The 21,742-nt window shown below is 59.7% G+C and carries 22 protein-coding genes; 3 read left to right on the forward strand and 19 right to left on the reverse strand.

The window, feature by feature from the left end:
• Positions 1-16: 16 nt before the first annotated feature.
• The 16 genes from HF931_RS13935 to HF931_RS14010 form a co-directional block, all read right to left on the reverse strand.
• Positions 17-2,170 (reverse strand): sodium-translocating pyrophosphatase, encoded by a 2,154-nt coding sequence (locus HF931_RS13935; protein ID WP_035552321.1) that lies wholly within the window; start codon positions 2,168-2,170, stop codon positions 17-19.
• A 144-nt stretch (positions 2,171-2,314) separates the two neighbouring features.
• Complete coding sequence (thiL, locus tag HF931_RS13940) at positions 2,315-3,250, reverse strand: thiamine-phosphate kinase (RefSeq protein ID WP_035552325.1); 936 nt, start codon at positions 3,248-3,250, stop codon at positions 2,315-2,317.
• Entirely contained in the window at positions 3,243-5,006 is a 1,764-nt protein-coding gene (locus HF931_RS13945) for an amidohydrolase (protein WP_035552329.1), read from the reverse strand. The genes thiL and HF931_RS13945 overlap by 8 nt, the downstream gene beginning before the upstream one ends.
• A gap of 64 nt (positions 5,007-5,070) precedes the next feature.
• Positions 5,071-6,030, reverse strand: coding sequence for an acetyl-CoA carboxylase carboxyltransferase subunit alpha (locus HF931_RS13950; protein WP_035552333.1), 960 nt, complete (start codon positions 6,028-6,030; stop codon positions 5,071-5,073).
• A 47-nt stretch (positions 6,031-6,077) separates the two neighbouring features.
• The gene (locus tag HF931_RS13955) at positions 6,078-7,001 is read right to left on the reverse strand and encodes a type II secretion system F family protein (RefSeq protein WP_051602705.1); all 924 of its coding nucleotides are present in this window, start codon (positions 6,999-7,001) and stop codon (positions 6,078-6,080) included.
• Between the two features lie 13 nt (positions 7,002-7,014).
• On the reverse strand, positions 7,015-7,998 hold the full coding sequence (locus tag HF931_RS13960; protein ID WP_241764190.1) for a type II secretion system F family protein: 984 nt from the start codon (positions 7,996-7,998) through the stop codon (positions 7,015-7,017).
• Between the two features lie 15 nt (positions 7,999-8,013).
• Positions 8,014-9,363 (reverse strand): CpaF family protein, encoded by a 1,350-nt coding sequence (locus tag HF931_RS13965; protein WP_348764108.1) that lies wholly within the window; start codon positions 9,361-9,363, stop codon positions 8,014-8,016.
• Between the two features lie 38 nt (positions 9,364-9,401).
• Positions 9,402-10,625 (reverse strand): AAA family ATPase, encoded by a 1,224-nt coding sequence (locus HF931_RS13970; protein WP_273240553.1) that lies wholly within the window; start codon positions 10,623-10,625, stop codon positions 9,402-9,404.
• Complete coding sequence (locus tag HF931_RS13975) at positions 10,625-10,891, reverse strand: hypothetical protein (protein WP_035552342.1); 267 nt, start codon at positions 10,889-10,891, stop codon at positions 10,625-10,627. The genes HF931_RS13970 and HF931_RS13975 overlap by 1 nt, the downstream gene beginning before the upstream one ends.
• Position 10,892: 1 nt before the next feature.
• Positions 10,893-12,191 (reverse strand): type II and III secretion system protein family protein, encoded by a 1,299-nt coding sequence (locus tag HF931_RS13980; RefSeq protein ID WP_051602706.1) that lies wholly within the window; start codon positions 12,189-12,191, stop codon positions 10,893-10,895.
• Positions 12,191-13,078, reverse strand: a complete 888-nt coding sequence (gene cpaB, locus HF931_RS13985) for a Flp pilus assembly protein CpaB (RefSeq protein WP_162175986.1) — start codon at positions 13,076-13,078, stop codon at positions 12,191-12,193. The genes HF931_RS13980 and cpaB overlap by 1 nt, the downstream gene beginning before the upstream one ends.
• Positions 13,079-13,267: 189 nt before the next feature.
• Positions 13,268-14,254 carry a threonine ammonia-lyase gene (locus HF931_RS13990; RefSeq protein WP_035552347.1) on the reverse strand — a complete coding sequence of 329 codons (987 nt, stop codon included), beginning with the start codon at positions 14,252-14,254 and terminating at the stop codon, positions 13,268-13,270.
• 46 nt (positions 14,255-14,300) lie between these two features.
• Entirely contained in the window at positions 14,301-15,182 is an 882-nt protein-coding gene (gene galU / locus HF931_RS13995; RefSeq protein ID WP_035552350.1) for a UTP--glucose-1-phosphate uridylyltransferase GalU, read from the reverse strand.
• Between the two features lie 115 nt (positions 15,183-15,297).
• Positions 15,298-15,558, reverse strand: coding sequence for a hypothetical protein (locus HF931_RS14000; RefSeq protein WP_035552351.1), 261 nt, complete (start codon positions 15,556-15,558; stop codon positions 15,298-15,300).
• A 72-nt stretch (positions 15,559-15,630) separates the two neighbouring features.
• Complete coding sequence (locus HF931_RS14005; RefSeq protein WP_035552353.1) at positions 15,631-15,873, reverse strand: hypothetical protein; 243 nt, start codon at positions 15,871-15,873, stop codon at positions 15,631-15,633.
• An 86-nt stretch (positions 15,874-15,959) separates the two neighbouring features.
• Complete coding sequence (locus tag HF931_RS14010) at positions 15,960-16,727, reverse strand: SDR family NAD(P)-dependent oxidoreductase (RefSeq protein ID WP_035552356.1); 768 nt, start codon at positions 16,725-16,727, stop codon at positions 15,960-15,962.
• A 59-nt stretch (positions 16,728-16,786) separates the two neighbouring features.
• Here HF931_RS14010 and HF931_RS14015 point away from each other — a divergent pair, with 59 nt between their 5' ends.
• Genes HF931_RS14015 through HF931_RS14025 form a run of 3 tightly spaced genes read left to right on the forward strand, consistent with a single transcriptional unit; the run spans position 16,787 to position 19,692 of the window.
• The gene (locus HF931_RS14015) at positions 16,787-17,908 is read left to right on the forward strand and encodes a Re/Si-specific NAD(P)(+) transhydrogenase subunit alpha (RefSeq protein WP_035552601.1); all 1,122 of its coding nucleotides are present in this window, start codon (positions 16,787-16,789) and stop codon (positions 17,906-17,908) included.
• Entirely contained in the window at positions 17,905-18,270 is a 366-nt protein-coding gene (locus tag HF931_RS14020; RefSeq protein WP_272982634.1) for a proton-translocating transhydrogenase family protein, read from the forward strand. The genes HF931_RS14015 and HF931_RS14020 overlap by 4 nt, the downstream gene beginning before the upstream one ends.
• A gap of 3 nt (positions 18,271-18,273) precedes the next feature.
• Positions 18,274-19,692 (forward strand): NAD(P)(+) transhydrogenase (Re/Si-specific) subunit beta, encoded by a 1,419-nt coding sequence (locus HF931_RS14025; RefSeq protein ID WP_035552358.1) that lies wholly within the window; start codon positions 18,274-18,276, stop codon positions 19,690-19,692.
• On the opposite strand, the gene folK is transcribed toward HF931_RS14025, so the two are convergent.
• Genes folK through folP form a run of 3 tightly spaced genes read right to left on the reverse strand, consistent with a single transcriptional unit; the run spans position 19,689 to position 21,404 of the window.
• Positions 19,689-20,213: a 2-amino-4-hydroxy-6-hydroxymethyldihydropteridine diphosphokinase gene (gene folK, locus HF931_RS14030; protein WP_081806151.1), complete on the reverse strand. Its 525-nt coding sequence runs from the start codon at positions 20,211-20,213 to the stop codon at positions 19,689-19,691. The genes HF931_RS14025 and folK overlap by 4 nt on opposite strands.
• Positions 20,206-20,571: a dihydroneopterin aldolase gene (gene folB, locus HF931_RS14035; RefSeq protein WP_035552361.1), complete on the reverse strand. Its 366-nt coding sequence runs from the start codon at positions 20,569-20,571 to the stop codon at positions 20,206-20,208. Before folB ends, folK begins: the two co-directional genes overlap by 8 nt.
• Positions 20,568-21,404, reverse strand: coding sequence for a dihydropteroate synthase (gene folP, locus HF931_RS14040; protein WP_035552363.1), 837 nt, complete (start codon positions 21,402-21,404; stop codon positions 20,568-20,570). The genes folB and folP overlap by 4 nt, the downstream gene beginning before the upstream one ends.
• Positions 21,405-21,742 lie beyond the last annotated feature (338 nt).

Consider the following 21,742-nt stretch of genomic DNA (forward strand, 5'->3'; position numbering starts at 1 on the left):
AAAAAATTCATGTGGCTCAGTGGCCAGCAAGCACCGCAAGCATGAGCAGGGCCACAATATTGGTGATCTTGATCATGGGATTCACGGCTGGGCCAGCCGTGTCCTTGTAAGGGTCACCCACCGTATCGCCTGTCACGGCAGCCTTGTGGGCTTCGGAGCCCTTGCCGCCATGATTGCCGTCTTCGATATACTTTTTGGCATTGTCCCAGGCACCGCCGCCGGACGTCATCGAAATGGCGACAAACAGGCCCGTCACGATGACACCGAGCAACATGGCCCCGACAGCTGCGAGCGCAGCGCCCTTGCCGGCAATCAGGAAGATCGCACCAAAGAGCACAATCGGCGACAGGACTGGCAACAGCGACGGCACGATCATTTCCTTGATCGCAGCCTTGGTCAGCAAGTCCACGGCCCGGCTGTAGTCAGGCTTCACTTCGCCTTTCATGATACCTGGCATTTCCCGGAACTGGCGACGCACTTCCTCAACCACCGACTGCGCCGCACGGCCAACAGCCATCATCGACAGGCCACCAAACAGGAATGGCAGCAGACCGCCAAACAGGAGGCCAACCACGACATACGGATTCGCAATCGAGAAGTCGGCAACCGTGTTGTAGAAGAAGTCCCCTTCCTGCGCGCGGGCCGAGAAGTATTTCAGATCTTCTGCATAAGCCGCAAACAGAACCAGCGCACCGAGGCCCGCCGATCCGATAGCATATCCCTTGGTGACAGCTTTGGTCGTATTGCCAACCGCATCAAGCGCATCAGTCGTATCGCGGATCTCAGACGGCAGTTCCGCCATCTCAGCGATGCCGCCTGCATTGTCCGTAACAGGGCCGAACGCGTCCAGCGCCACGATGATACCGGCAAGCGCCAGCATGGTCGTCGTCGCAATGGCGATCCCATAGAGGCCAGCGAGATTGAAGGTCAGAATGATGCCCGCAATAATCACGATGGCTGGCAGAGCCGTTGATTCAAGCGAGACGGCCAAGCCCTGGATCACGTTTGTGCCATGACCAGATTCAGAAGCCATCGCGATGGAGCGAACCGGACGGTACTTGGTTTCGGTATAATAAGCCGTGATCACAACGATCAGGCCTGTAACGACCAGACCAACCACACCGCATCCAAACAGCATCCAACCAGACACGTCGTTTGCAAGACCAAGACGCGTACCGGCATCTTCCAGCACACCAAAACCGTTCGGCAGTACGGTTGCCACGGCCACAGCCAAGCCACCTATCGATAGGATTCCCGTCACGATGAGGCCCTTGTAAAGCGCTCCCATGACATCTGTCTTGCCCGGCCCGAGATTAACGAAATACGTGCCAATGATCGACGTGACGATACACACGGCGGCAATTGCCAACGGCAGCATCATGATTTCGACGATGTACGGAGCGCCTGAGAAATAGATCGCGCCGAGAACCATGGTCGCTACCAGCGTTACGGCGTACGTCTCGAACAGGTCAGCGGCCATACCGGCACAATCGCCAACATTGTCACCGACATTGTCTGCAATCGTCGCGGCGTTGCGGGGGTCATCCTCCGGAATGCCGGCCTCGACCTTGCCGACCATATCTCCGCCGACATCCGCACCCTTGGTGAAAATACCGCCGCCAAGGCGCGCAAAGATCGAGATCAGGGACGCACCAAAGCCGAGCGCCACTAGCGAGTCGATCACGAGGCGTTTTTCACTCTCAACTGCGAGATTGAGGCCCGTGACCATTGTAAGCAGGCCGTAATAAACCACGATGCCCAACAGCGCGAGGCCAACAACGAGCATGCCGGTAATGGCGCCCGACTTGAAGGCGAGCTTCAGACCGGCATTCAGACCGGACTTCGCCGCTTCAGTTGTGCGCACATTCGCCTGCACCGACACTTTCATGCCGATAAAGCCGGCCGCACCGGACAAGGCTGCGCCGATAATGAAGCCGAGCGGCACCTGCCAATTGCGGAACAGGATGACCAGCAGAACGACGACCACAACACCGACAATGCCGATGGTCCGGTACTGACGGCCAAGATAGGCGTTAGCGCCTTCCTGAATGGCCTGAGCGATTTCGCGCATACGCGCATCACCTGACGGGGCCTTCATGATCGAGTTGATCTGGAGCCAGCCATATAGGACCGACAAAAGACCCGCCGCGAGAGCGAGATAATACCACATGGATTACGTTTCCTTCCCTTAAAACAGAACTTCAACGCCAGGTTTTCCTGATCATGCACTGTTTATTATAGGACGCCAGCCTGCCTTTCCTTTGGGGAATAGGCAATATCCCTCCCTTCAGGCGCGAGTCAGGCCGGGCCCAGTTCAGCCATGCTCGAAGCCGAGAGTTTCAGGGAGGTTAACGGCCTCTCCGCGCCAGGTAATGGAGAGTCCTGTTTTTTGGGAAGTTTCCCCAATACGCGCAACAGAAACACCCGCATCATCAGCATCGGCCAATATGGTTTCGCGTCGCGTTTTTTCGCTGGTGAAGAGGATCTGGTAGTCGTCACCCCACGTCGCCAGACGTAGCATCGTGTCGATATCTGTCGCTTTCCCGGCGAACCGTATCTCCTCCAGCGCCAGTTTCATGCCGACGCCTGACGCCTCGCCGAGCGCCGATGCATCCCCCAACAGTCCGTCCGACACATCCATCGCTGCGCTCGCATGGTTCGCAATCAGGTGGGCCGCGCTAACAGGCTGCAGTCTCGGCACGCGATAGACCGCGACATGAGGCGAATCGCACTCGCCGCGTTGTAGTGCCTCGAACCCCAGACAGGCTGCGCCCATCTCTCCCGTCACCCAGATATCCTGATCATGCGCCGCCCCGCTCCGCCTGACCGGATGCTCGCAAAGGCACCGCCCCGTCAGCGTGAGCGAGAGGAACAAGCCGGCCCGGCTACGCACGGTATCACCTCCGACAAGCCGAGCGCCGAATGTCTCAAGATCATCGCCAAGAGCCGACGCAAACGCGGCGATCTCCGATTCCGGCCTTGAGTTCGGCCAGCCCAGAGTGAGCAAGACATCTTCGGGCAGCGCACCTTTCGAGAGAACGTCCGACACATTCGTACGCACCAGCTTGCGCGCAATCGTATCGATGGGATCATCCGGCAAAAAATGCACGCCTTCGACCAATGCGTCCGTTGTCGCAATCAGTCGCCCATCGCCGCCAGACAGCTCCGCCACGTCATCTCGCAAACCCGCTGCCCCTGGCGCTGTGGCCAGAGGTGCAAAATAGCGGGAGATCCAGTCGCGTTCACTCACCCTGCAGGGAGCCCTTATTCTTCAGGGGCCGCGGCTCACCGTCCAGCACCACGCCCCACACCGGAATGTGCTCCCACTCCGCGCCAGGCATGTCCAGCGGGTTGGCACCAAGAATGGTGAAATCTGCACGTTTGCCCGTTGCGATGGAGCCAATCTCAGCCTCAAGCCCCAAGGCCATCGCCGCGTCCAGCGTGATCGCCTCCATGGCCTCATAGCGGCTCAGCGCCATGCCGGCTTCATAAGTGCTGCCTTCCCGCGTTGCACGGGTGACGTGGACGCCTGCAGCGCGCAGCGGATGGGGCGGAGCAAGCGGCGCGTCGCTGTGCACGGCCACCGGCACTCCCGCTTCGGTCAGCGCACCCAGCGGCGAGATCCATTTTGCCCGTACGTCGCCCAATGGCCCCGCATATTCATTTGCCATGTAAAATACGTAGTGGCTGGCCGCAGACAGGCGCGCGCCGAGTTGACCGGCCAGTTCAACCTGCTCCTCCGAAAAGAGGCCACCATGTTCAATCACGAAGCTGTTGGCCGGACCATCATCGCCTTCACGAAGCATAGCCAGAGCCTCCAATGTTGCTCCCTGCGCGGCATCCCCGTTGGAATGAATGTTCACGCCGAGGTCGGCATCCCAATAGGGCTGAATGGCGGGAACGATCCCGTCGGGGCCCGCCACCCAGAGCCCCTCTGACCCTTCCGATTGCCCTGAGAGGTACCCCGGCGGAGAAAGCCGCATCGTCTGGCTGTAGAAGGCGCCATCGGTGAAGAACTTTACGCGCGGCAGAATAGGTGCCGCCGTATCCGTATTCCCGCTCGCCATATCCAGCACGGCCTGAACCTTGCCGTCTCCGAAAGCCCGCTCGAGCGCACGATGCTCCGGGATCAGATAGAGGTGATAGCCAGCCTGCTGCGGGCTGCCCCAATTGGCGCGAATGTTCGCCGCCTCCATTTCCCAGCCGAACATGCCGTAGCCGAGCTCCGCAGTTGTCGTGACACCAGCCTGGCGCAGCATGGATGAGAATCCGTTGAAGCCCGCCGTGACATTTTCAGGCGTCAGGATCACGCCAGCGAACGCTTGCACCACCAGCATGGCCGCATCTTCATAAATCCGACCGGTCAGCGCGCCATCCGCATCGAGGTCTACCCCGTGAAACTGCTCAGCCATATCAGGCGTGAACCCGGCAGCATTAATCGCCGCGCTGTTCAAATAGAAATCATGTGACGAATAGTGCCAGACGATCAGCGGCTGGTCCGGTGCAATCGCGTCGAGATCTGCCCGGTGCAGATCCCCATGCACCAGATTATGATAGCCATAGGCAACAATCGGCTCACTCGGCCCAGCCGCCTCCACCAGTTCGGACAGCGCCTGCAGAAACGCGGCGCGATTGGGCAGTCCAGCCTTCATGCCGTGTGGTGTGGCCATCGGCCAGGGCGGCGTGATGGGCAGATTGTATTGCAATGAGCCAAGCACGACGTGGATGTGCGGATCAATCAGGCCCGGCACGATGGTCTTGTCTTCGAAGACCGGGTTCACTCGCGCTGATGGCAAGTCTCGCCTCAGCTCTTCCAGAGAGCCTACAGCAACGATCCTGTCAGCCGACACCGCGACCGCTTCAGCCGTCTTGTCCTCGCCCGTCATCGTGACCACGGCCTGCGCCGGATAGATCACGATGTCATAGCCTGCCGCCAAATCCTGCTTCGGTGCTGGCGCAGCACACGCGACAGCTGCAATGCTTGCAGCCAATGCCCATTTTTTCATGAGGCCCGTCTCCCTTGTATTTTTGGGAGAGCGTGAAGCGCCTTGCACGGCAATGCAAGCCGGATCAGATACCTTCGCGGCCGATTGCGTAAAAGCGTTCCCGGCGTTGCGCGCGCAGCTCTGACGGACTGAGACCGTCCAGTTCCTTCAGCGCTTCTTCCAGCGCCTTGGACGCCGCAGCCATTGCCCGCTTCGGATCACGATGCGCACCGCCGACTGGCTCCTTGACCACACCGTCAATGACTTTGGTCTTTAGCAAATCCGGCGCGGTGATCTTCATCGCATCGGCGGCTTCCTTCGCCTTGGCAGCGTCCCGGTACAGGATTGATGCGCAGCCCTCTGGCGAGATTACGGAATAGATCGCGTGTTCCATCATCAGCACCTTGTTGGCCGCGGCAATGCCAATCGCACCGCCGGACATGCCTTCGCCGATGATCAGCGTCACGAACGGCACACCAAGCGAAAGCCCGCGCTGGGTTCCGCGTGCGATCGCTTCGGCCTGGCCGCGCTCTTCGCCACCCTTGCCGGGATATGCCCCTTGCGTATCAGGGAAGCTGAGTACCGGCAGGTCAAATTTCTCGGCCATATCCATCAGGCGCACAGCCTTGCGGTAGCCTTCTGGGTGAGCCATGCCGAAATTGTGCTTCAGGCGCTTCTCGATGGTTCGGCCCTTTTCATGGCCCATGATCACAACCGGGCGCCCTTTGAAGCGGGCAAGGCCACCAACGATCGCTTCGTCATTTCCGAAAACGCGATCGCCCGCGAGTTCTTCGAAATCCTCGAAAATGTTCTCGATGAAGTCGGACAGATGCGGCCGATCCGGATGGCGCGCTACCAGCGTTTTCCGCCAGGCACTGAGATCGGAATACATATCCTTCAGCTGCTTGTTCGACTTCGCCTTGAGCTTCTTCAGCTCGTCGGTGATCGAGGGCCCTTCCTTGCTTGAAGCAAGCGCTTCCAGCTCGGAAATCTTCGCGTCCAGCTCCGCAATGGGCTTTTCGAAATCAAGATATGTCGTGGTCATGGGTACAAGTTAGCAATGGAGCACTGACTCGCCTAGCCGCGAATTCACTAAAGGGCGCCCTGAAGCTTGATGACGGCAGGCGTGATCAGAACGCCCAATAGGACCGGAAAAACAAATAAAATCAAAGGCAAAGTCAATTTCGCGGGCAAAGCCATCGCTTTTTCTTCCGCCATCAGGATCCGGCGTTTACGCATATCTGCCGAGAAAACACGCAAGGTTTGCCCGAGACTCGTTCCCATTTCCTCGGCCTGACGCAGCATTGTGGCCAGAGAACTCGCCTCTTCAATGCACATCCGGTCCGCAAAGGCGCGCCACGCATTCTTGCGCGCCTTGCCTGCCCGCAGCTCCAGAGACAGCGTCTTCATATGCATCGCGATGATGGGATGACGCAGTTCCAGCTCCTCCCCAACGCGCTGAACAGACGCATCAAGGCTGAGACCAGCTTCCACACAAGCGACCATCAGGTCCATCATGTCCGGAAAGCCCGCAGAGCATTGCTGTTGCCTCGCAGCCGCCTTGCGGGAGACGATGGCATCAGGCGCCAGAATGCCCGCAATCAACAAGCCAATGCTGACGAACAGGAGGGTTTGTTTCGACACATCGCCCAGATAGGGCAAGGCGAGCAGAAGCAGGATTTGCGGCACCACCACACAAGCGATCCGCGCGATATAATACCGACCCACGGAGGTCGGGCTGGTATATCCCGCCAGCAACAGTTTGGCGCGCACCTGGCTGACCGCCTCCTCGTTCGATGGGGTTGCCTTGTTCGCCAGGCCGATCACCGCACGCCCAATGCGGCTTTCATTGCGAACTTCGGCGCGGGCGGGCTTCTGGTCCTTGCGCTCAAGCCGGCGCTCAAGGTCTTCCTTGGCTTTCCAGCTGCGCCCAAAGGCCAGCAGCGCCGGCATGGCGAGGACACCGGCAAAGGCCAGCATGAGGATCGGCAAGAGTGTGGAGGCTGTCAGTGGCATTGCTCCGTATCCCCTACATCTTGAAATTGATCATCTTGCGCATGACGAAATTGCCAATCGCCAGCCAGATGAAGAAAGCAGGAAACAGAACCCGCACGAGCGGGTCATCGATAACTTCGCCATAAAATTCCGGCCGCAGCATGTGGATACCCGCCATGACAATGAACGGCGCTGACGTCAGGATCATGGCAGAGGCCCGCCCCTCCGACGACGCCGCCTTCACCTTCAGGCGCATGGTCTGGCGTTCACGGATGGTTGTGACATTGGCTTTCAACAATTCGCAGAGATTGCCCCCCGTCTTTTCCTGTAGACGGACCGTCGCCACGAACAGCTCCACATCCGGATCGCCTGCCCGCACGGCCATGCGCTGCACAGCGTTTGTCAGAGACATACCGTAGGAGACCTCATCCGCCGCCATGCCAAATTCTGTGCCGATGGGGTCCGGCATTTCCCGCGCGACCAGCGCCACGGCCGTGGCAACCGGGTGTCCCGCCTCAAGGCTTCGGCAGACGATCTGCAATGCGTCTGGCAATTGCTGGGACATCTTCTTCATACGACCGCCCGCCACGATCTTGAGGCCGATGATGGGCGCCAGCAGGAAGATGCCCGCCGCAATGCCGAGCGCAGGCCCGGCTCCGCCGACGAAACGCCAATAGGCAAGCGCGGCAACCAGTCCTGCCCCGGCAGACATGCCGAACCATTTGAGCGGCTGGAATTTCAGGCCTGACCGGACCACCAGCTGGTTGAACCATTGTAGTGGCATGGAAAGATTTCCATCCCGGTCCAGCCCCCGCGCCTTGCGCAGCTCGATCATCGCTTCACTGGTCGTTTCAAACCGCTCCTTGAACTGAAGGCGCTTGTTCACAATCCGGCGGGTCTGCGCCTCCGTCACCAGGCCCATAACGGACTGGATCGCCAGAAAAGCCGCCCCTATCGCCATGATGACCGGGATCAGGATTGTCAGGCTCAGCTGAGAGATGTCTGGCAACCAGGACATGCGGCGCGCAGCCTCCTAGAACCGCATCGACGGGTCGAACATGCCCTCCGGCATGTGAACGCCGCGGCGCTCCATTTCATCCAGGAATTTCGGGCGCAGGCCAGTGGCGGCGAAGTGCCCTTGCACCTTGCCCTCATCTGTCGTGCCAGTGCGCTCGAAACGGAAAATTTCCTGCAATTGCACGACCGCGCCTTCCATGCCGGTCACTTCCGATATCGACACTACTTTCCGCGAACCATCTGACAAGCGCGTGGCCTGAACGATGAAGTTCACGGCCGAGGCAATCTGACCACGGATGGCTGTTTCCGATATCTTCATGCCGCCCATCATCACCATCTGCTCCAGACGGGTCAGCGCGTCACGCGGGTTGTTGGCGTGGATTGTCGCCATGGAGCCTTCATGACCCGTATTCATGGCCTGCAGCATGTCGAAGGCCTCTTCAGAGCGCACCTCGCCCAGGATCACCCGGTCCGGACGCATGCGCAGCGCATTCTTGACGAGTTCACGCTGGCGAATCTCTCCTTTGCCTTCAATATTTGGCGGCCGGGTTTCCATGCGCGCCACGTGCGGCTGCTGAAGTTGCAGCTCAGCGGCATCCTCAATCGTGATCAGACGCTCGTCCGGGCTGATCGCAGCGGACAGCGCATTGAGCAGCGTCGTTTTTCCCGAGCCCGTACCGCCTGAAATGACGGTCGACGCGCGACACTTCACAGCGCCCAGAATGAAGTCTGCAACAGGCTGGGGGATCGCCCCAAAGCCAACCAGCTTTTCCATGGTCAGCGGCGACTTCGAGAATTTCCGGATGGATACAAGTGGCCCGTCAATGGCAATGGGCAACACGGCAGCGTTCACCCGGCTGCCGTCCAGCAGACGCGCATCGACGAGGGGCTGGCTTTCATCCACGCGACGCCCCACAGCCGCCACGATGCGCTGAACGATGCGAAGCAAATGGTCATTGTCAGCAAACCTGACAGGCGCCAGTTGAAGCTTTCCGTGGCGCTCAACATAGACTTGGTTGCAGCCATTGATCAGGATATCCGCGATGGAGTCGTCCTTCAGCAAAGGCTCGATGGGCCCGAGACCGGTCATTTCGTCCATCACCGCGTCTGCGAAACTTGCTTCCTCAGCGGCGGACAGCGCCATTTCTTCCTTCTTGATAATTTCCGACACGATACCGCGCACGCGGCGGCGCATCGTTTCATCATCCATCTTGTCGAGCGCAGACAGGTCGAGTTCGTCGATCAGTTTGGCATGGATGCGCAGCTTTGCATCGAGCTGGTCAAATGCCTTTGCATCAGCCGCCGCCATTTGCGGCGCAGGCTTTGGCGTGCTTGCCTCGGGCGTGACCTGAGGCGCCTGCTCCATGTCAGGCTTCTTGACGGCATTGGAAAATCCGAAGCGGCTCATGACGCTTTCCTCCGCGCAGGCATTTGCGGCACGTGGGCGGCGAGCACACCGTCCGGCATAAGGCGGTCGACCAGCGCAGAGATGTCCGCCACCAAAGCGCTCTTGGGCTTCACATCGGCAATGGGCTTGCCGAGATTGACGGCTGTTCTGGCAGCGTCCCAATCGGATGTGATTGTTGCATCAATACTCCGCTCAATCGCCTTCTCCGCCTTGTCGACGGCGAACTCGGCGCGGAACCGCTTCTTGGGGAACATGCGGTTCAGCACCAGCTTGGTCTTGCGGTCAGGGCTGCGCAGCATGTCGACCTCGCGGGCCATGTCAGCCGCCGCGTGGAGGCTGGGAACGGTCAGCTCACTGATGATGATTGCCTCATCAACTGCGCCGAGAATAGGCTTCGTCCACGGCATCATGTGTCGTGGCATGTCCACAAGCACGAATGGGAATTCTGCACAGGCAACATCCAGCAGTCGCAGGATGGCTGCTTCGGTGGCCAGCGCATCTGCGTCCGGGTTGCGCGGCGCGGAAATGGTCGAAACGCCATCCTCATGCTGCCAGCACCAGGCCGCGAGCAAGCGCGCATCAAGTCGCTCTGGCGCAGCGGAAAGTGCCGCCAGATCCAGCTTTGGCACCGCTTCCAGAAATGAACTGACCATACCGTCAGCAACGTTCAGATCGACGAGGCAGACCTTGCCGGGTCCGACTTTCTCACAAATCGCAAATGCGCTTTCGATTGCCAACGTCGAAACTCCGGCCCCACCAACCGCCCCACGAAACGCCCAGCAGACTGCAGATGCCGGTTCTTCAGGCTTTGTCTCAATCGCTTCAGCCGCTGCGCGAATGCGATCAATTGAGTCCAGCACATCGCCCGCGCCCGCATCAGAAGGCAAAATGTCGGACGCCTCAATCTTCATCAACGCCCGTACGATATGGACTGGAAGACTGTCGGAGACCATCAGAACCGCGCTGTCCGGTTTGTCGACAGCCAGCCCCAGAACAATCTGCTCCGCACCAGGCACGCCATGCTCCAGAAGGATCAAGGCGCCGCCGAATGTCTCCACGATTTGAGCCGGGTCCATCGGGGACAGGTCAACGACATTCCGACAGATGGATTTCAGCTGCTCCAGGCGTTCTGTGCTGGCCAGTGCCGCAATCGCAGGAATTGGTATTGCAGCAGGTGCCCGACCGGTTTCGCTCTCATGTTTGCGTTCAGATCCCGACATCAGCTTCCCCCTGACGCACTGACAGAAGAGTCTCTGAGTTCCCGCGTCTTGCCTTCGTTCAAGGCCTTCACCGCATTCGCGGCGCGCAGCCCCGAATTGGATTCCACGGTCTTGGAATTGCTCAGCTCAACATCGCGGATCGAATGGGTCGCGATATTTGCGGCATTCGCTCCACCAAGCAAATAGGTGTCCTGATGGTCATGGCTTGCACAGCCAACCACGCCCGCGGCTGCGAGAAGAACGCACACAATCCTGACTCTGGTCATATCAGTAACCCTCTTCGGTCGCGGGGACGATGGCCGTCTGGTTCAGCAGGAACAGCTCTTCTTCTGTAGGCTCCGCAAATGCATCGAGCGGATTGCGTAGCAAGGCAGGATGCGGCGCGGGCTGTACCAGGCGCGGCGTGATGATGATTACCAACTCGCTTTCCTGACGCTGGTAGCGCTTCGACGAGAATAGCGAGCCGAGCACGGGAATGTTTCCCAACCACGGCGTCTGGCGCACATCATTGGAATAGTCATTTTGCAACAGGCCTGCGATGGCGAAGGCCTGGCCATCATGCAGCTCCACCGTCGTGTCGGCGCGGCGCACGGAGATGCCAGGAATTTCAACATCCGCCGCGCGGATGCCATTGTTTCGGTCCAGCTGGGACACTTCCGGCCGCACGCGCAAATTCACCAGCCCGTCGCCCAGCACAGTAGGCATGAAGTCCAGGCTGACGCCGAACTTCTTGAACTCAACCGTGATCTGACCGTCTTCCGCCGCAACCGGGATCGGAAACTCACCCCCTGCAAGGAAGCTCGCCGTATCGCCGGACAGTGCCACAAGGTTCGGCTCTGCCAGCGTACGCACGATACCCTTCTCTTCAAGGGCGCGAAGCTCGATGTCGATATTCTCGCCGCCGACATTCGTGAACAGCGCCACCGTCTTGGAGGCTAGCCCCGAAACGGTCGATGGTTCTGTCACGGCGACGGCATCCCGACCGTCCATCGTATTGCCAAAACCAATTTCCTTCACGGCGCTGCGGCTGGCTTCAAGGAAGCGCACTTCCAGCAGGACCTGCTGGCTCTGACCCACTGACAGGCCATTTGCCACGCCGCCCGGCACATAGCGCTCAGCCACCTGAACGGCCATGTCTGCGGCGGCGGCGGTTGTCAGCTTGCCATCAAGAAAGATGCCGTCATGCACAGGATACACGTCGATCCGCTCCCCCGGCAAAAGATTGCCAAGGTCAGTGCGCAGCTCATCCAGGCTGAGCTCGACCTCGACATCAATGAGTTCTGAAATTTCGCCAGCTGCGTTGTAGATCAGCACAGTCGTCGCGCCGGGAATCTTGCCGCGCAAAAAGAAAGAGCGATTTGACGTCGCCATTGCCTCGGCAATGTCAGGATCCGCCACGACAAGCGTCGAAAACGCTTCGTCAGCCTCAATCACTGTGGATCGGCCCTTTTGAAGCACAAGGATTTGCGCGTCGGCCGCGCTCGTACGTTCAGTCCACGCATCTGCCGGGGCGACGGCCACGATTGCAATCATCAGCAGGAGGATGGCGTAGGTGATCTTGCTCATCAGCTCGGCTCCTCAGTCAGCAGTATTGGTTTCGATACAGGCGCGGTTACCAGTGTCTCTTTGTCACCATTGATTACGCGCACATTTGCTGTTGTTGCAGGGCGGGGAGCTGCGCGGCGAACGACCGCCTTGCGCGGTGCCGGATCGGCTTTCACTTCGGTAATGACTTCGGCCTTCTCTGCACGCCCTATGAGCGCCAGACCAAGGCTGCCCTGAACGCCGGCTGCACCAAGGCGCAACGCACCATCCTGCGTTACTTCCAGCGTCACCGTGCTCGACGGGCGCGCCCCTTCCAGGCCCGGCTCGAAGGTCTGGTCAATCGCCAGGACCTTGACATTTTTCAGGATAGGACGGGCAATCAGGCGGCTGTTGACACGTACCGCTTCGCCGCCCAGCGTGGCCGCTGACTGGCCGGGCTCTGCCTCGATAAACTCATTGACGTCGACGCGGTCCCCCGGCAGCACAAAGCCGGACACGCCAGTATCACTCCGTACCGTGATAGAGACAGCACGCATGCCCGGCTCAATGGCGGCTGCGAGCGTCACCGTATTTGCCTCTGCGTCCAGCTTCTCAAGCAGGATCGGCTCGCCGGGCAAGATCAGGCCGCGCGCATAAAGCGCCGTTTCCAGATCGGATTTGCGGCCAAGAGTGCCTTCCGGAATGGACGTGGCTGGCCAGTTGAGCGTTTTCACATTGCTGGCGCTGACCTGCTCACCTGGCTCGATGGCTGCGGACGCGACCAGCACGGACGCCATTTCGATTGTGGGTGCACTGACCTGCGCAGCCACGTCATTGGATTCATTTGTCATGTAGTAGCGGCCAAGGAACACAGCCGCGATCCCCAATACCGCGGACAGGCCAAGACTTATTATCGGTGCCAGCTTCATTCTGAATGCCCTCACGCGCGCATTTTGCGCCCTCATCAGCATTCATGATTAATCGCTAGGCGATAAGGTCTCTTGAAGACCTGTTGAAAAATCTTAACCGGGATCAGAAGAGCGCATTAACCATGCGACAATGATTTCCGCCGCGAACGGATTAACGCTTTGCCCGTGTATGTTAAGGCTTGATCCGACTTATGCTGTCAGAATCTCGGCAAACATCTGCGGATCGACATTCCCGCCCGTAACCATCACGCCAACACGCTTGCCTTTCACATCCTCCGGGAGATGATGCAAGGCGGCCGCCAGCGCTGCAGCGCCACCCGGCTCAGCCACGATCTTCAGGCAACGAAACGCAGATTGCATGGCGCTGCGCACATCTGCGTCGCTGGCGCGCAAGCCCCCGCTCAACAAGCGCGAACCCAGGGCAAACGTCAGATCTCCCGGCGCGGGCGTCAGGATCGCATCACAGAATGATCGCGTGCCCGGCGCGTTAGAGACAATCTTCTTTGCTTCAAGTGAGCGCGCCCAATCATCATGGTTTTCCGGTTCTGCTGTCCAGATGCGCGTACTTGGCGACATCTGCTCGAAAGCCAGCGCGATACCCGTAATCAGTCCGCCGCCCCCGGCACAGCAGATCAAATGGTCCAGCGGCGCATCCCGCTCCGCCATCTGGCTGGCAAATTCCAGCCCGGCGGTTCCCTGCCCGGCGATTATGTCGGCATCATCGAAACTCGGCACGACAATAGCGCCGCGTGCTTCCGCAATCTGGGCAGCTATCTCCTCACGGCTTTCCGTATCCCGATCATAGAAATGGATCTCGGCACCATCAGCCTCGACACCATCCACCTTGATGCGCGGCGCATCGGACGGCATCACGATCAAGGCGGGCATATCCAGAAGCCGCGCAGCCCTCGCGACACCCTGCGCATGATTGCCGGATGAAAATGCGACAACGCCTGCGGCGCGCCGGGCTTGAGGAATTTGCGCAAGGCGGTTCATCGCTCCGCGGATCTTGAAGCTGCCTGTCACCTGAAGGCACTCAGCCTTGATGAACAGTTCCGCGCCCGACATGTCATCAAGCGCCTTGTGCGTCAGAACCGGTGTCTCGCGCACCACATGTTGCACGCGCTCATGCGCGGCAAGCACGTCATCAAAAGTCGGGAGAGTTTGCGTGGTCATGGCGCAGGCCTAGACCGAACCGGCCCGGCCTGCAATCCAGTGGGGCTTACGACAATTTGTCGAGCATCGCCTTGGCAACCGCCTTGGCTTCATCGCCGATTTCATCATTGTCGAGCGCGTATCCCAGCACGGCTTCGAAATATCCAATCTTGGACCCGCAATCGTAATCCTGCCCTTCAAACTCGTAAGCATAGAAGGACTGGGTTTCCATCAGGCGATCCATGGCATCTGTCAGCTGGATCTCACCGCCTGCGCCCTTGCCCTGATTTTCAAGCAGCTCGAAGATTTCCGGCTGCAGGATATACCGACCCGTAATTTTGAGATTGGAGGGCGCATCGGCAACTGGCGGCTTTTCCACCATGCCGGTCATCTCGATCAGGCGACCATCGCGGCCACCTTCCTTCGGTGCGATCACGCCATAGGACGACACACGCTCCATTGGCACCTGGTCCACAGCGATAACATTGCCGCCGACCTTGTCATAGGCCGACACCATCTGCGCGAGGCAGGATGGGCTACCCTTCACCAGGACATCCGGCAAGAGCACGGCAAACGGCTCATCGCCGACAATATCTTTCGCACACCATACCGCATGCCCCAGACCGAGCGGCGACTGCTGGCGAACAAAGCTGGCTGAGCCCGCCGGCAAAGTCGTCTCATTTACCTGCTGCAGGATCGCGTCCTTGCCTTTGGCTTTCAGAGCTTCTTCGAGTTCGTAGGCGATGTCGAAATAGTCCTCGATCGCGCCTTTGTTCCGGCCGGTAACGAAGACAATGTGCTCAATCCCCGCTTCCAGAGCCTCATCGACGACGTACTGGATGGCAGGACGGTCAACAACCGGCAGCATTTCTTTCGGGGTGGCCTTGGTCGCCGGCAAGACCCGGGTGCCGAAACCGGCCACTGGAAGAACAGCTTTTCTTACGCGCATGAAACAAGAAGCTCCTTGATGCTCAACACAAGGGCCCACAGCCCCTTTTGACAAGGGTGTAGCCGTGCTGAGCCTTAGATGTCGTTAATCTGGCACAAGAAAGTGCCGCTAAATCCTAGTTCAGACCGAGATTGAACAGGCTTAACGCGGCAACACTACAAGCAAGTGACAAAACGAGGATCATGGTCAGCGAGCTCTTCACTGACGGCGCGCGGTGCACCTGCAATTCCGATTCGAGCAATGATTGCAGGCGACGGGCCGGTGACGGCGTTGCGACGTAATCCTCGCCACCACGCGAAACCTGTCCACGCGACTGAGACGATACGCGACGCTCTACTTTTTCGGTCTCTTCCGGTTTTTCCTTCGGTAGGGCCATCTGAATACTCCACGCCTTTAGGTAGAGTGTAACAGGCGAGACCTAACCGTTACCTAACAGAAAGCAATTGAGTTAATGCCAATCCGCGATCGGTCCGCAAAAAACACCGCCATTCGGCACTTCGAATCCCCGGTCGCACCGCAATGTGCTCTCAGATTCGGCATCGGGCAGCACGACAAACGTGGTCATGCGTGACTGACTTGTTTCGCTCGTAGAGGTAACAGACTGAACGCCATCATTGCGCGTCGTCGCTGATGCGGAAAAGCTGCCTGAAATCGCGATTGCGACACCGGTGGACAAGATCTCTTTGAGCATGGCGCGACGTCATCCTTAACGATGCAGAAACCAGTCTTCCAACGCGGAAGACGCGCGCTATACCCCCTGTTGAGAAAAACGCAAGCTTAAAGCGGGCTAAGAGAATGCCCACCATCCACAACGAGGGTGGATCCGGTCATGTAACTACCCTCTTCCGACGCGAGAAGAAGCAGCGGCGCGTTCAACTCCTCGTAGTTTCCAAACCGCCGCATCGGCACTCGTTTTGCCATGCGCTGGCCCGCTTCGGAGTCGAGGAACTCGTCGTTGATCGCGGTTTTGAAATAGCCCGGCGCGATGGCGTTCACGCGAATTCCGTGCCGCGCCGCTTCCAGCGCCATCGTGCGGGTCAAATGGTCCACCGCGGCTTTGGATGCAGAATATGCCGAGATCATGTTCGATGGGCGCAGTGCGGTAATGGATGCGATATTGATGATCGATCCTTTGACCTCTGCCTGCATCATCGCTTTTGTCGCGTATTTCGCCACGCGCCAGACACCGGTCAGGTTGGTCTCGATCACCGTGTCCCAGTCCTTTTCCGGCATATCCCAATACCACCCCTCACGTGACATGCCTGAATTATTCACGATCACGTCGCACGGGCGGCCCAACGCCTCGCGAATCTCCGCAAACGCGCCCGTCACGCTATCTTCGGAGGTGACATCCATTTCGACCGGAAGGGCTTTCCCGCCTCGCTGCTGAATCTCTCCGGCAACCTCTTCCAGCTTATCAAGACGACGCGCCGCCAACACGACATACGCACCTGCATCCGCCAATACACCGGCAAAATGACGGCCCAATCCGCTCGACGCACCTGTTACCAATGCGGTCTTATTAGCTAAACTCAACAATCTCATGCCCTCCGATGCAAAATTTCGTATTGCGCGCCGCAATATTTTTCCTCTATCCCAGCGTTATGAAAATATCTGTGCTGAGGGAACGACGAGCTGGTGAGACCCGTGTGGCGGCTACACCAGAAACCGTCAAGAAGCTGGTGGCCTCTGGCCACTCTGTCACAATCGAGTCCGGAGCGGGCACTGTCGCAGGGTTCCCTGACGACAGCTTCACCGATGCGGGCGCCACCATTGCAGCCGATGCGTCGGCTGCGGCCAAGGGTGCGGACATTGTCTTCAAGGTGCGCGCACCTGAAGCCGATGAAGTCGGTGCCCTGCCGGAAGGTGTCGCCCTGATCGCCCTGATGGACCCCACCAATCTGGACGCTGCGCCGCTGAACGGGAAAAAGATTGCGGCGCTGTCCATGGAATTCACCCCGCGCATTACCCGCGCACAAAGCATGGACGCCCTGTCGTCCCAGTCGAACCTCGCGGGCTATCGTGCTGTCATTGAAGGCGCGCAGACCTATGGCCGCGCCATGCCGATGATGATGACCGCTGCGGGCACGATTGCCCCGGCCAAGGTATTCGTCATGGGCGCTGGGGTTGCCGGCCTCCAGGCCATCGCCACCGCTCGCCGTCTCGGTGCAGTCGTGACTGCCACGGATGTGCGCCCTGCTGCCAAAGAACAAGTAGCCTCGCTTGGCGCGAAATTCATCGCGGTCGAGGATGAGGAATTCAAGGCGGCTGAAACTGCGGGCGGTTACGCCAAGCAGATGTCACCAGAATACCAAGCAAAGCAGGCCGAACTCACGGCCAGCCACATTGCCAAACAGGACATCGTCATCACGACCGCCCTGATTCCGGGCCGCGCCGCGCCGGTCCTGGTGACTGAAGACATGGTGAAAACGATGAAGCCGGGTGCGGTCATCGTGGACATGGCGGTCAGCCAGGGTGGCAACTGCCCGCTGTCCAAGCCGGATGAAGTTGTTGACGTGAATGGCGTGAAAGTGGCCGGGTTCTCCAACCTGCCCGCTCGCCTCCCGGCAGATGCCTCGTCCCTGTACGCCAAGAACCTTGTCGCCTTCCTGCCGCTGGTCACAGCCGAGGATGGCAGCCTCAATCTCGACACCGAAGACGAAATCGTCACCGCCATGCTGCTAACGCGCAATGGTGCGACGGTGAACGAAAGGATCCAATCATGAAGCGCGCACTCCTGACGCTTTCAGCGGCCAGCTTCGCGCTGCCCGCCTTCGCAGATGCCGGTGGCATCGACTCCACAGTCTTCCTCGCCGCGATCTTCGCCCTGGCATGCTTTGTCGGCTATTATGTTGTCTGGTCGGTGACGCCGGCCCTGCACACGCCTTTGATGGCTGTGACGAACGCCATTTCATCCGTAATCATTGTCGGCGCGCTCGTCGCGGCTGCCACGGTCGGCCTCAGCTCCGACAATTGGGTTTCCAAGATCCTCGGCACGGTCGCCGTGATCCTCGCCAGCGTGAACATCTTCGGCGGCTTCCTCGTCACCCAGCGCATGCTGGCCATGTACAAGAAGAAGGGGGACTAAGACATGGACTCCTTCCAAACCACTTGGGCGCCGCTGCTCTATCTCGTTGCCGGCATCCTCTTCATCCTGGCCCTGCGCGGCCTTTCCAGCCCAGCCACCAGCCGCGCGGGCAACCGCAATGGCATGATCGGCATGGCCATCGCTGTGGCGACCACGCTGGCCCTCGTCTGGAACCAGCTTGATCTTGAAACCTGGGGCCTGATCCTCGGCGGCGTCGCCATCGGCGGCACGATCGGCGCAATCATCGCCCGCAAGATCCCGATGACGGACATGCCGCAGCTGGTCGCTGCCTTCCACAGTCTCGTCGGCCTCGCCGCCGTGCTCGTGGCGGCTGCGGCGCTGTACTCGCCCATCAGCTTCGGCATTGCGGGCCTCGAAGGCATCAAGGCCGCATCGCTCATCGAACTCGGTCTCGGCTCCGCCATTGGTGCCCTGACCTTTACCGGCTCGCTGATCGCGTTTGCGAAGCTGAACGGCAACATGTCCGGCGCGCCCATCATGCTACCGGCCCGTCACCTGCTGAACATCCTGATCGGTGTCGGCATCGTGGCGCTGCTGGTCGTTCTGATCCAGACGCATGGCCAGGCCCAATGGGCCTTCTGGGGGCTTACGGTCCTCGCGCTGATCCTCGGCATCACGCTGATCATCCCGATTGGCGGCGCGGACATGCCGGTCGTCGTGTCCATGCTGAACTCCTATTCGGGTTGGGCTGCAGCGGCGCTGGGCTTCACGCTCGGCAATTTCGCCCTGATCATCACCGGCGCACTCGTCGGCTCGTCCGGGGCGATCCTGTCCTACATCATGTGTAAGGGCATGAACCGCAGCTTTATCTCGGTCATCCTCGGCGGCTTTGGCGGCGACGATGCGGCCGCGGGTGCGGCCGGTGCAGATGCCGACCGTCCGTTCAAGCGCGGCTCGGCCGAAGATGCGGCCTTCATCATGAAGAACGCCTCCAAGGTCATCATCGTGCCCGGCTACGGCATGGCGGTGGCACAAGCCCAGCACGCGCTGAAGGAGATGGCCGACAAGCTGAAGGAAGAAGGCGTCGAAGTGAAATACGCCATCCACCCCGTTGCGGGCCGGATGCCGGGTCACATGAACGTCCTGCTGGCCGAGGCGCAGGTGCCTTATGACGAAGTCTTCGAACTGGAAGACATCAATTCGGACTTCCGCAATTCCGAAGTCGCGTTCGTCATCGGTGCGAATGATGTGACCAACCCGGCCGCAAAGACCGACACGACCAGCCCGATCTACGGCATGCCGGTCCTGGACGTCGAAAACGCCGGCACAGTCCTCTTCATCAAGCGCTCCATGGGCTCCGGCTATGCCGGCATCCAGAACGAGCTTTTCTTCCGTGACAACACAATGATGCTGCTCGCAGACGCGAAGAAAATGGTCGAGGATATCGTGAAGAACCTCTAGCGGGCTCTGAGCTCAGCGAAGCGGCGCGTCGCTGAATCGTCCCGCTCGCAAATCTGATCGGCCGCTCTCTGTTTGAGGGCGGCCGTTCTGCATTCCACGGTCTCGCCATCCAGCCCCCAATCCGGCGCAATCTCCGCCAGTGGCTCCATCACGAAACGGCGCTCCTGCATGCGTGGATGAGGAATGGCAAGGGTCTCGGTATCCATCTCCACACCGGGCATCAGCAGCACATCCAAATCCATTTCGCGCGGGCCCCAGCGCTCACGCGCCTGACGCCCCAGCTCCGCCTCAACGGCCTTGCAGGCATGGAGCAACTGCATCGGTCCGAGATCGGTTTCAATGAGCAGGCAGAGATTGAGAAAGTCCGGTTGGTCTTCAACGCCCCAGGGCGCGCTGGCATAGAGGCCGGAGATTGCGGTCACCTCAATGCCCGGCATCTGCTCCAGCAGCGCCACAGCGCGTGACAGCGCCGCCTCCCGGTCACCCAGATTGGTGCCGAGACCAAGCGCCGCCTCAGCCATTGCGGGCCCGCGTGATGGACACGCCGACATGGTCCACCAGATGCCGGATCGGCGCGGAGGGCTTGCGCACGGTCACGGTGACCTCTTCCACAATGTCCCACTTCTGCAGGATGGCATCCGCGATGCGCTCGGCGAAGGTTTCGATCAGATTGAACACGGTCTTGCCGGACAATTCCTCCGCCAGATCACAGACCTCGCCATAATGGACCGTCTCTTCCATCAGGTCGGTCGAAGTGGCGGGCTGCCCAAGGCGGCAGTCGATGTCGATGAAGAATTTCTGCCCGAGGGATTTCTCCGCCTTGTGGACGCCGTGGAAGCCGTGGAGGCAGAGATTGGTAACGAAGATACGGTCGGTCACTTGGCACTCCTGATGGCCTGATACATGTCGAGCGCCTCGCGGTGGGCCGCCACATCATGCACTCGAAGAATTGTCGCGCCCCGGTAGACGCTATCGAGGCCCGCCGCAAGCGTGCCGACAAGCCGCTCTCCGACAGGATTGCCTGTCAGGCGGCCGATAAAGGATTTGCGCGAGACCCCCACCAGCACCGGACAGCCGGTCTCCACCATCACACCCAGATGGGCGAGAACCTCGAAATTCTGCTCGTATGTCTTGGAAAAGCCGACACCGGGATCCAGCAGGATGTGCGCGCGCGGAATGCCTGCGCGATCAGCGCTCTCGAAAGCGCGTCCGATAAAGTCGGCCATATCCTGGCGTAGATCGATGTCGGCATTTATCGCGCCGCGATTATAAGTGATGCACACAAGGCTCTCGGTCTCTGCCACGGCGTCGGCCATTTGCGCATCACGGGTCATGCCCCAGACATCATTGGCCAGCACCGCGCCAGCCTCGGCCGCGCGTCGGACGATCTCTGCCTTGTAGGTATCGATCGAGACCGGCAACGCCTCCTCTGAGGCAAGTCGGGCGATCGGCTCGGCAACACGCGCCCATTCATCCTCCAGGCTAACTGCTTCGCCGCCCGGCCGGGTTGACTCGCCGCCAATGTCCAGAATGTCCGCACCCTCGATCCGCATTTGCTCGGCATGGGAGAGGGCGCGCGCAAGGGAGTCGTGCACGCCGCCATCTGAAAAGGAATCGGGCGTCACATTGAGGATGCCCATGATCAGCGGGTCGCCCGTTCTAAGACGTGCCAGCAACCGGTCCCGAACCGCAATTCGCGTGTCCCTGTCCATCAGCGCATCCTTTCTGGGCCGAAGGCTTAGCCGGTGCGCTTTCGTCAAACAATGATCCAGCTGTCGCAATCCCCCGCACTTTCAGGGTTTTTGGGTAAGATAACAATGTGCCCTGCCGCCCCAATCCGGCGCGTGCGCCCCGGAGCTATCATGAGCTTGGTCGGCTTTTCTGGCGATTGCGCCGATCATTAAAAGGTCCGGAGCCCCACAAGACGAAATCTGGCTCGTCTTCAAGGCTCCCGGCGGATGGACAGCGCTCCCGCGTGCACACGGGGCCACCCAATTCCATCCAACATACCAAAACGGCCCCAGCCAACGGAGCTTCGCTCCATCCGCCA

Source organism: Hyphomonas atlantica corrig. (genome assembly GCF_017795365.1).
Lineage (GTDB): Bacteria > Pseudomonadota > Alphaproteobacteria > Caulobacterales > Hyphomonadaceae > Hyphomonas > Hyphomonas atlantica.

What these genes read in the sequence shown, in the direction of transcription:
- HF931_RS13935 (WP_035552321.1), bottom strand. Translation starts at nt 2,170, where the DNA reads ATGTGGTATTATCTCGCTCTCGCGGCGGGTCTTTTGTCGGTCCTATAT.
- HF931_RS13945 (WP_035552329.1), bottom strand. Translation starts at nt 5,006, where the DNA reads ATGAAAAAATGGGCATTGGCTGCAAGCATTGCAGCTGTCGCGTGTGCT.
- HF931_RS13950 (WP_035552333.1), bottom strand. Translation starts at nt 6,030, where the DNA reads ATGACCACGACATATCTTGATTTCGAAAAGCCCATTGCGGAGCTGGAC.
- HF931_RS13955 (WP_051602705.1), bottom strand. Translation starts at nt 7,001, where the DNA reads ATGCCACTGACAGCCTCCACACTCTTGCCGATCCTCATGCTGGCCTTT.
- HF931_RS13960 (WP_241764190.1), bottom strand. Translation starts at nt 7,998, where the DNA reads ATGTCCTGGTTGCCAGACATCTCTCAGCTGAGCCTGACAATCCTGATC.
- HF931_RS13965 (WP_348764108.1), bottom strand. Translation starts at nt 9,363, where the DNA reads ATGGAGCAGGCGCCTCAGGTCACGCCCGAGGCAAGCACGCCAAAGCCT.
- HF931_RS13970 (WP_273240553.1), bottom strand. Translation starts at nt 10,625, where the DNA reads ATGTCGGGATCTGAACGCAAACATGAGAGCGAAACCGGTCGGGCACCT.
- HF931_RS13975 (WP_035552342.1), bottom strand. Translation starts at nt 10,891, where the DNA reads ATGACCAGAGTCAGGATTGTGTGCGTTCTTCTCGCAGCCGCGGGCGTG.
- HF931_RS13980 (WP_051602706.1), bottom strand. Translation starts at nt 12,191, where the DNA reads ATGAGCAAGATCACCTACGCCATCCTCCTGCTGATGATTGCAATCGTG.
- cpaB (WP_162175986.1), bottom strand. Translation starts at nt 13,078, where the DNA reads ATGAAGCTGGCACCGATAATAAGTCTTGGCCTGTCCGCGGTATTGGGG.
- HF931_RS13990 (WP_035552347.1), bottom strand. Translation starts at nt 14,254, where the DNA reads ATGACCACGCAAACTCTCCCGACTTTTGATGACGTGCTTGCCGCGCAT.
- galU (WP_035552350.1), bottom strand. Translation starts at nt 15,182, where the DNA reads ATGCGCGTAAGAAAAGCTGTTCTTCCAGTGGCCGGTTTCGGCACCCGG.
- HF931_RS14000 (WP_035552351.1), bottom strand. Translation starts at nt 15,558, where the DNA reads ATGGCCCTACCGAAGGAAAAACCGGAAGAGACCGAAAAAGTAGAGCGT.
- HF931_RS14005 (WP_035552353.1), bottom strand. Translation starts at nt 15,873, where the DNA reads ATGCTCAAAGAGATCTTGTCCACCGGTGTCGCAATCGCGATTTCAGGC.
- HF931_RS14010 (WP_035552356.1), bottom strand. Translation starts at nt 16,727, where the DNA reads ATGAGATTGTTGAGTTTAGCTAATAAGACCGCATTGGTAACAGGTGCG.
- HF931_RS14015 (WP_035552601.1), top strand. Translation starts at nt 16,787, where the DNA reads ATGAAAATATCTGTGCTGAGGGAACGACGAGCTGGTGAGACCCGTGTG.
- HF931_RS14020 (WP_272982634.1), top strand. Translation starts at nt 17,905, where the DNA reads ATGAAGCGCGCACTCCTGACGCTTTCAGCGGCCAGCTTCGCGCTGCCC.
- HF931_RS14025 (WP_035552358.1), top strand. Translation starts at nt 18,274, where the DNA reads ATGGACTCCTTCCAAACCACTTGGGCGCCGCTGCTCTATCTCGTTGCC.
- folK (WP_081806151.1), bottom strand. Translation starts at nt 20,213, where the DNA reads ATGGCTGAGGCGGCGCTTGGTCTCGGCACCAATCTGGGTGACCGGGAG.
- folP (WP_035552363.1), bottom strand. Translation starts at nt 21,404, where the DNA reads ATGGACAGGGACACGCGAATTGCGGTTCGGGACCGGTTGCTGGCACGT.